The following is an 8296-nucleotide window of genomic DNA, read 5'->3' as shown; positions in this document are numbered from 1 at the left end:
TTTTCACCCAAATTTGTATGCTTATTAGCATAACATTTCTTTCTTAATGGGTGGCCAAATTAACTATGCCACTACAAATACAATACGAAAACAATGCCGTAGTAATAAATGCTGATTGCATCAGCTATTAAAATAGGCTCATGCTAATGGCGATCGCATAGAGGCATGGATTGGCTTAAATGAAAGCTCGCTTTCAAATAAAGGCGTAGAATCGGCTCGCCAAACGATATGATGTGTATTTAGATTGTTCTAAAACAGTGTTTGATACTTAATCCAAATGGTTATATGTGTAGGAAATTATTTACTCATCACCGGCCACTAGAGGGAGGTTCAGGGTGTAAATGAGCATCTATGAGCTCCCAATCGAGCAGAAAAATAGGTTTTTTAATTTGTTGTGCGATCAGTATAGCTACCTTATGGAGATTGTATGAGCGACATAAGTAAACTTAGTTTTATCAATAATTCAGCTATAGTTCTCATCAGTGAATTAAAGTTTAGAAAACGAAAAGGTAGTGGCTTCTGTGAGTATCCTTCAAGGTTTTTAAACGACGTTGCCTTAGTAACGTTACCTATAAGAGTATGTAAGACATAGCTTCTCTATTAAATATCAATGTTGAGTTATTAGAACTATTTATGGGTGCTAATTTGACCGTTGATCTAGTGCTTGCGGAGCAGCTAGGTATAGCGACTAAAATAAGTGCTACTTGGTTGGAACTATAGCGTCAATACGATGAGTACTTAAAATACCGCTGATATAGATAGAATAAACAGATCACTGTTTTTCAAGTTAGAGGCCTACTGTTATAGCTTCACAAGAAGTTTTAAAAAGGAACTAAAATGAGCTGGCTTCAAAAAGTCATGTGAGCGGAAGAAAAAGTCAGATGGGTCACATTTTACATTAATCTTTTGTCGGATTAATAACTGTACCTCCTCAGGAAAAAGGAGTCCATACATCTTGAATTATTTGCGTTAGTTTTAACGTCATTAGCACAAAAGTCTGAGTGTTTAATTATACCTCCATATTAATTTCTGTACCAAGATTCGCTTAGTAAAATCGATTAAGCGTCAGTAAATCAAAAGGATAGTAACTATGAGAATTAGGTTTATCATCTCTACGGTAAGCCTTTTTTCGTTCCAATGCCCATATCTCTGTATTTGTCTCACACTGCTATTATGGTGCTTGTTTTTAAGCCTTCTGTGATGGTTTGGTAGCGTGCAGTGTGAAAAAGAGGCAGCAGTTAATCGCTATTAAATTATAGGGCTAGGGAGCTGTGGATGGGATTGCGGCTAATGAGAAAAGCGCTTCTTGTTTTTTCTTGACAGGGACACCTGACTTCAGTTTTTTAGTATCAGGATCATGTGGGATATCGCCTCTGAATACTCGCTTGATAATTTCCGGTGATCAGAAGACTAGACTGATGCACTGTGATACATATCGATCGCGTACGTTACTGGCCGCAACAATTTCTTTTGCCTGTGAAGAGTATGATTCAATACTATCCGATTTCATATCGCCTCTTGAATGGCACTCAACGAAATCCGAATGAGGTAGCTGCCTGATGTCGATTCACTATGAATAATAAGTTTGGTTTTCTACTCAGCGTTGTTTAAGTTGATTAATTCAAAAGAAAGTTTCGCCTCTTCATTAAAGTGATCCAACAGCTCATTTATCAGTAACGAGAGTAAAGATTCTATGATTAATGATGGCCAGCTTGATCAGTCTGTTCACAATCCCTAGTTGAACTTGAATCTCAAATCACGTCACTTTCCGGTCAGGGAGCTCGTAGTTTTGATGGCATAGTTCTGCTCAGATGCTGATAAAGCCGCAGGTTATAGAGCTTTAATTAGAACGGCCTCCATCAACTTTTATAGGGTAATGGCTTATGCTTTTGATGCCTTAATTTGATTTATGCTCTAGCGGGGTTGCTTAGTAAAATTTTTGCGCTATGATGTAACAATGTTAAATAGATACTTTGATTGTTAACGGCTTGTATTTGTTGGGAAGGGACTTAAGGCAAAATGGATACTACATTAAGGAGTGAGCAGGGCTGCACAAAATGTAGTTTACGTTTCAAAAACGTGATTCAGGATCTCGCGACCAAAGTTTCTGTCGAATTAACTCAATTAGTAGTAAGTAGTTTTGTTAGTTGGGTATGTAAACGATTTACCATCCTAGGTGCAACTTATTTATCTAAGTTGTTTGAGGAACCCTTTCTCCTAAATGCTGATAGTAAGCTTCGTCTTTTAAACCATTCAATTCATCACAAAAATAAACATATTGTTATCAAGATGCATTGTTGTATAAGTCGCTCTCGACAAAGGTGCGCTTGTTAATCAGCTATTAGTATTATGCGATAATACCAAAAGTATAGATGTAGTTTCATATAACTATCTCTTGAATTAATAATAAAAAAGTAAAGGATTAAAATGGATAGTAACGTCTGTGTTTTAGGTGCAGGTCTATCTGGGCTTTGCACAGTTAAGGAATTGAAAGAGGTTGGCTTGAATGTAACCTGTTTCGAAAAGAGTAATGGTTTTGGTGGCGCATTGTCTAAAAGCAGTTCGTCTGGAAAGACATATGGGTCGATGCTACTCACTGTTTCCAACTACTTTATGGCTTATTCTGCGCTGCCTGTGACTTCGTCCGAAGGCCGAAGGTATTGGACCCCTCATGAGTATGAGATGTATCTGGAAAAGTATGTGAGTACCTTTTCTCTGGCGGAAAATATCCACTATGGAATGACTGTTATAAATGTTGAAAGGCGCGAAGGTGGAGAAGGCTACGTTGTAACAGTCAAGAATCTATCTGGAGAGGTTTCTCAGCAGTATTTTCATGCCGTGGTTGTTTGCACTGGAACAAACCGAGTTCCTAATCAAGTTTGCTTTCCGGGACAGGATAAATTTAAAGGCGAAATCATACATACAAGTCAATACCAAAAACTGGAAAGTTTGAAGGGGAAAAGAGTTGTGTGTATTGGAGGGGGAGAGTCTGGTGTTGATATTGCTCATGAAGTATCAGCGTTTGCCAAGTCTACGTCACTGATTACAAGAGACTGGCCATCTGTTGTCGCAAGATGGATCAACCAGTACACTAACGATGCTTTTACTTCACGGGCCTTTAATGAGCTGGGCGTTGAGTTTGCTAACTCATTTATGCGTTTTAAAGCAAAGTGGAATTTGACTTTTAATAACAAACTTTCAAAGAAAGAACGTATTTACTTTCAGTACGTTCTTAACTCTCCCAAGTTTTTTAATCGATTCTTGACCAAAAATGATACTTTCATTGACGATGTTGCTGCGGGAAAGCTCACACATGTCGTAAGTGAGATAGAGACGATGGAAGAGGACGGTCTTCGACTTGCCGATGGAAGTTTTGTTGAAGCCGACATCGTAATTCAGAATACTGGGTACGCTGAAGATTTCTCTTTTATAAACACCATCTCTCAATTTGATAGTGTGCGAGAACTGTATAAGCATATGATTGATCCTAAAATTGGTCCTACTTTATCCTTTATAGGTTGGGCAAGACCTGCCCAAGGCGGAGTTCCAGCATGCTCTGAAATGCAAGCAAGGTATTTGGCTCAGCTTTTAGTTGGTAATGTCTCACTCCCTGAGCATTCAGAGTTAACAAGGTTGATTCGTGTAGACAGAGAACTGGAAGAGTCTATGTTTTCACAAAGTAGACAACTCAAGGGGTTGCTCAATTATCATCAGTTTATGCACTCGATGGCAGAACTCATCGGGTGCTCCCCAAAAGTGAAATGGTACCTAGAGCCTGAACTTGCTTATAAAATGTGGTTTGGCAGCCATCTCGCCAACTTTTACCGAATCAGTGGTGTTGGTGCAACACCCAGCGAGTCAAAGTACATTATTCGTAAGCTGCCAGTTGCCTCTTCGTTTGAAAGAACATTAGTAGTTAGCTTTTTGCTAGCGGCAGCGAGAGTCTCGCGGTTATTCAGTAAGAACAATAATCAAACATTAGCTAATTAAAATAATAAAATTATGTCTGATAAAACCTTTAAGACACATTTGTCTGAAAACAAAGTGGACACAATCACTGTTTCAAAAAAACGTAAACTTGAAAGTTTAGGAATTGAGCCACAAAGTAAAAGCGGTCAACTGGTCGAGCAGTTGTTAGAAAAGATTTCATCTGCAAGTGAAGTTTCTTATGCTTTACAAAAACATATAGTGGATGCTTTAGAGTCATTTGAACGGAGCGAAGTGCAGTCACTGTTCAATGCCAAAAAGATGATATCCTTTGAAATGGCAAAGCTGCTTCATGACTTGCACCCAACATTTAGATCTCTTTCATCGAAGTTGGTTGATAGTGGAACGCAATCTGTGGACTTAGCTAACATTGCTGCGAATGTTCCAGCGTTATTTTCTTCCTCACCTGTAGTTGCAAAAACCGCGACTTATACATTTGCTTCTACAGAAGTTGCTGCGGAGGCATTTAAAGGAAACGAGCCGACACATCACATTTATTCAAGGCTGATGAACCCTACTTCAATTATTCTGGCGCTAAAGATGGTTGAATTGGAAGCGGGTCAATATAGCGGTCAATATATGGCATACAACTTTAATAGTGGTATGGCAGCAATAGAAGCAATATTGTCTAACATATTAAAATACAATGATATACTGATTGTTAGTCGCCATGTGTACGGTGGTGTGTATCAGCTGCTCGTTGACTATTTTGCGCACCCTAAGCGTTTAAATTGCAAAATTGAGTGGTTTGATGGTGAGTCAGCGACTGAATTTTATGACTTTCTGAATACAGTCAAGCATAACTATCGTGAAGACATCGAGGCTGGCAGCCAAGTTCATGTATATCTTGAATCACCGTGTAACCCTCATGGAAAGTTACTTGATGTAGCTGGAATTTGTGAGGTTTCACACGCAAGCGATCTACTGGTGATCTTAGATAGCACAGTTGCGACGCCTGCATTGTATCGACCACTAAGTCATAGCCGAAAAGAAAAACGTCCTGACTTTGTAGTGCACAGCTATACTAAGGATATTTCTGGGCATGGCAACGTCATTGGTGGGGTTGTTATTGGTGAAACACATCGGATGTTTGTGCCAAAAGGTCATCAGCAAAATGGGGTCAACTGGAATGAAACTTTATTTTGGGATGTCTATTATATAAAAGGTGGTTTTTTGTCATCTGAAGGCTGTAGTGAAGTATTAAACGGATTGAAAACGCTTGAGCTTAGGATGCTGAAAAAGGCGATCAATACTACCGTTTTGACTAGTTACCTGGCCTCAAATAGGTTTATCCGTGTCAATTCACCGCTTATCTCAACAGATGAACAGAAAAAGATTCTAAGTGAACACTTCCGTTGTGCGATGCCTGCACCACTGTTTTCTTTTGATTTAGAACTGGTCAATATTTCTGCCACAGCATTTAGTGCATTTTTAGATAGCCTTGAGCCTTTGTTTTCACAAATGGTCAGTTTAGGACAAATTAATACTATCGCTTTATGCCCAGCGCTCACTTCTCACTCTGAAATGGATGAATTGGCTCTACAACAAGCAGGTATCACTGCAACCACTATAAGGTTATCGGTTGGATGTAACAGCCCTTATGAACTTGCGACCCATTTCCGCTATGTTAGTGCTTCTTTTATCGATCCATTATGCGAAGGGTTCTCCGAGGCATTCATGTCGGATGACGAGCTCAAACAATTAATTTTAGACACCACGATAGCGATGCATCAAAGGGTTCTATTGGAACAATGATTTTAGGGCTAAAGATACTTTCAATTATAAACAAATGTATCTGTCAAACCTAGAGTAATTATAAAAATAAGAAGAAAGGTTATGAGTGTAGTTGTTATCAATTTAATGCCAGATATACAAACTTACGAAAGAGAGATGCGTGAGGCGCTCTACGAAAGTGGAGTGTCTAAGGACTCTATTAAGTGGGCTAAGCTGCGGACTAAGGTATACAGAGAGAAAGGAAGTGAATCTTTGCCTTCCTATTACTCATATATCGATGAGTTATTTGAAACTGATGTGCAAATTAACACTGTGATTGTAACTGGAGCGCCAGTTGAGCATCTGGAATTTAATGAAATCCAATACTGGGTTGAGTTAAGAAACGTCATTACTCATTGTCTGAGTAAAAAAATCAAATTACTAGGTATTTGCTGGGGGGCACTAGCTGTCGCTCAAGTCATTGGCATAAAAAAAGCCAATTTAGATAAAAAAGTATTTGGTGTATATCAACAAAAAATTACTAAGAGTAATAGTGGCTTATTTGAGCCTCACGATTATTTATTAAGTCCCTTCAGTATCGCTGCGATATTTAGCGAGTCTTGTGTAAGTAGAGCTCAATCAGAACAAAAGATCACTGTACATGCAACGTCCTCCGAGGTCGGCCCTTCGCTAGTGTCAGCTCAAAACGGTAATGTCCTTATGTCTTTAGGTCATTTTGAATATGCACCAGAACGACTAAAGAATGAGTGGATAAGAGATACCGAAAAAGGCAAAGAACTGCAATCATTACCTGAAAACTACTGCATTCAAACGCATTCACCATGCTGGAAAGAAGACTCAAAGAATTTCTTTGGCTCGTGGCTGCGACAAGAGCAAAGCAGCATCATTGAGCATTAGCAAAGTTCATAAACTATTTACTATTGGAACAAGAAATGGAACGTCAATATTATTTAAAGGGGAGTATTTACTTCGAGCCTTTATTCAACAACTGGTTCATGTGGCCTTACCTATTAGCACCAGCACAGGCGGCGATGAATCTAACCAATTTACACCTTAGGTCAATGTCGTCATTTGTCGTCAATGCTAAAATCCACGCCAAGTCGCTAAAGAGTGATGCTATGGTGGGAAGTGCATTTGTCAACTTGCCTCCAGAGCGCAGTGGAGATGTTAAAGCCTTAATCGAACACTCAAAGTCAGAGCATGCAGATTTAATAGAATTTACTAATGCAATTCGTCAGCTTGATCATATGTTACAAAGTGATGCGCGAGGGCTGTCATTAGAGTCAATGTATGAGCATATTCCAGAGCCTCTACAAGGGCTTGTAGAACTACATTACGATCTAAATAATCAGCCTTCATTTAGGTTTATTGAGAGTTTACTCTACCTTACTCCTATTTATAAAAAACACGCTCAAACTGTAAGCTTGGGGAATTTGGCCAGTGACAACAGGCCATTTGTATTAAGTACCCCTAGGCTTGCTGACGATAATCACCTCCATATTAAAGTCCCATTTGATGATGCATTCACACAGACTCTCTTTAAATCTCGTGAAACGCCATTATCGGAAAGGGAAATTCAAGCCTTATTTGACGGTTTGGGCTGTGAAGGCGGCCTGAAGGTTGAAGAGCTGTTTACAGAAGAGGCTCCAAAGAAAGCGGAATCTTACCTTGGGGCTGGCCTGAGAATCACCCACACAGGTCATGCTGGGGTATTAGTGGAGTCAGAAGGTTGCAACATCATGGTTGACCCTGTCATCGCCTACAAAAATGATGATGTTGAAAATAAAGTGACTTTTGAAGATCTTCCTCCACAGATTGACTATGTCTTGATCACCCATACACATATGGATCATTTATGTTTGGAGACATTAATACAGCTCAAACATAAGGTTAAACACATTGTTGTGCCTAAAAATAACAGTGGCAACTTGGCCGATCCATCAATGAAGTTAATGTTAAAAGAGTTGGGATTCCAATCTGTGCTTGAAGTTGAGGATCTGGAGCATATTCCAGTTAATCAGGGGCATATATTGTCTGTACCATTTTTAGGTGAGCACGCTGATGTCAACATCAGAAGCAAGTCGGCCTGGCTCATCCAAATCCAGGGAAAAAAGGTATTAGTGGCGGCAGATTCCTCAAATTTGGATAAACAACTTTATTTGAGGTTAAAAGAAATCATTGGTGATGTAGACGTGCTCTTTATTGGCATGGAATGCACAGGAGGTCCTCTGAAGTGGTTATATGGGGGTTTGCTCACCCAAACGATCAGTCAGGAAGTGAATGAAAGCAGACGCTTTAATGGATCCGACTTTGCCGCAGCCAGTCACCTTGTCGACGTTTTTAATCCCAGCCAAGTCTATATTTATGCCTTGGGACTAGAGCCTTGGTACAAATACTTTATGGGGATTTCATATCACGATGACGACCTTCAACTAGTAGAAGCCAGAAAATTGGTTAACTACTGTGAAAACAAGCAGCGCACATCACAGCTGTTAAGCGGTTACAAGCAAATAATTTTATAGATGTTTTAGTCTGGTGCGCAGTTGTTGCTCTCACCAGAGTAAAAAATGGAGCT

The 8296-nt window shown here is 39.5% G+C and carries 4 protein-coding genes; all 4 read left to right on the top strand.

Annotated features, from left to right (window positions below; translation table 11 throughout):
* The first annotated feature begins 2427 nt into the window (after window positions 1-2427).
* The 4 genes from MTF64_RS19410 (at window position 2428) to MTF64_RS19395 (ending at window position 8243) form a co-directional block, all read left to right on the top strand.
* Window positions 2428-3990, top strand: coding sequence for an NAD(P)-binding domain-containing protein (locus MTF64_RS19410; protein WP_248452406.1), 1563 nt, complete (start codon window positions 2428-2430; stop codon window positions 3988-3990).
* Between the two features lie 12 nt (window positions 3991-4002).
* Window positions 4003-5742, top strand: a complete 1740-nt coding sequence (locus MTF64_RS19405; RefSeq protein WP_248452404.1) for a PLP-dependent transferase — start codon at window positions 4003-4005, stop codon at window positions 5740-5742.
* Window positions 5743-5823: 81 nt separating this feature from the next.
* Window positions 5824-6618: a homoserine O-succinyltransferase gene (locus tag MTF64_RS19400; RefSeq protein WP_248452401.1), complete on the top strand. Its 795-nt coding sequence runs from the start codon at window positions 5824-5826 to the stop codon at window positions 6616-6618.
* A 35-nt stretch (window positions 6619-6653) separates the two neighbouring features.
* Window positions 6654-8243 (top strand): MBL fold metallo-hydrolase, encoded by a 1590-nt coding sequence (locus MTF64_RS19395; protein WP_248452400.1) that lies wholly within the window; start codon window positions 6654-6656, stop codon window positions 8241-8243.
* Window positions 8244-8296 lie beyond the last annotated feature (53 nt).

It is taken from the genome of Pseudoalteromonas sp. 2CM41L (assembly GCF_023161905.1).
Lineage (GTDB): Bacteria > Pseudomonadota > Gammaproteobacteria > Enterobacterales > Alteromonadaceae > Pseudoalteromonas > Pseudoalteromonas atlantica.
Note: the sequence above shows the minus strand (reverse complement) of the source record. Positions and strands in the feature narration are given on the sequence as shown.